1 protein-coding gene is annotated in these 1,492 nt (G+C 70.2%); it reads right to left on the bottom strand.

Features of this window, described 5'->3' with window-relative positions; genetic code table 11:
* Positions 1–272 precede the first annotated feature (272 nt).
* The coding region (locus I0Q12_RS10005) for a hypothetical protein (protein ID WP_231610390.1) at positions 273–1,492 on the bottom strand (1,220 nt) is incomplete at its 5' end.

The raw sequence follows: 1,492 nt of genomic DNA, 5'->3' as shown, positions 1-1,492 counted from the left end.
GCTCCGCCTCATCGGGAGGAAGCGGAGCACCGAATCGGCTACCCCTTGACGCGACACGTGCAGCCAGTTGCAGCCACCGACAGTCCAGGACGGTGGGAACCTGCCGAAATGCGAAAGCGCGCCCCGCCTCCAGCGTCGGGGGAGGCGGGGCGCTCAAGGGCCACAGAGACCGTTCAGGGGATGGTCCCTGCAGCCACAGGGTGTATCGGACAGAACAGACCGCGCGTTACGTACGTGTTACTGACGCATTACGGGGCTGCCGGCTCGTCGCCCTAGTCCCAGTACAGGAAGGTGTTCGATGCGCCGGCCAACACGTTGCGCTCGTTCGCGGTCGTCGCCGCGTGATACGCCTCGACCCACACCTGGTCGCCGTCGTACAACGTCGTCGCGAACGTCAACCCCAGATCCTTCACCGTGCTCAGTCCTGATTGCGTGTTGATCGCGACTTGAGTGCCGTTGACCATCAGACGGGCCCGACGCTCGACGAAGATCACCCCCGTGTTGAACGTGACCCGGGCAACGATGGTGGTGGCGCCGGTGCCCTCGGCGATCAGCGCACCACCGGATTCGACGGTGCCCGGGTAGCCGGAGCGCACGGTCCAGCCGGTGACCCGTGTCCAGGTGTTGCGACCCGGGTCCTGGGTGCCGTTCTTGTCGACACCCATCGCCACGAACGTGACCACCGTGGCCGGGGCGGTCGCGGCCGGGGTGACCTCGGCGACGAGGGCGCGGGTGTGCACCGGGGTCGGCGGCGTGAGCGCGGCGACGGGGATTTCGGCGACCAGGGACCGGTCGAGGACCATCGCCGCCGGGGCCAGGGCCGCGGCCGCAACCTCGGCGACGAGAGCGCGGGTGTGCACCTGTGTCGGGGATGCCGTGGCGACCATGCCCACCTCGGCAACCACCTCCCGGGACAGAACCACGGTGCCGACAGCGTCGACATCGACGTCGATCTCGACGACGAGCGACTGGGTGTGGACCACGACTGCCGGGATGCTCGCCTCGACCACGACCTCCGCGACGAGCTCGCGGGAGAGCTCGTCGCCGAGCACGGGCAGCCCCGCGGCGACCGGAACCTGCGCCGTCAGCGCCGCGTACTGGATCTGCCAGGCCCGCAGGACCGGGTCCAGCTCTACTTCGACAGTGAGTGCGCGTTCGAGGACCGGCGCCACCGTCGGCGGCATTCCCGCCTCCGGTGCGAGGTTCGCGGTCAGTGTCGCGTACTGGATCTGCCACGCGGCCGCCAGGACATCGACGTCGATCTCGACGGTGAGCGCACGGATCACGACACCGACAATCGCCGGCGGGATATGCCCGGCGGGCGCGACGGTCTGCGGCAGCCGCGGCCGCGGCGAGATCGATGTGACGACGACCGGGCGGGCCGCGATCGAAACGCCCACGCTCGGGCGAGCAGCCGCCGACGAGGGCACCTGCGGGGCGGGGGCGCTCGACTCGGGTACCGCCGGGCGCGGGGCGGTCGAGGCGCCCACCT

The organism is Rhodococcus sp. CX (genome assembly GCF_015865005.1).
Taxonomy (GTDB): domain Bacteria; phylum Actinomycetota; class Actinomycetes; order Mycobacteriales; family Mycobacteriaceae; genus Rhodococcus.
Note: the sequence above shows the minus strand (reverse complement) of the source record. Positions and strands in the feature narration are given on the sequence as shown.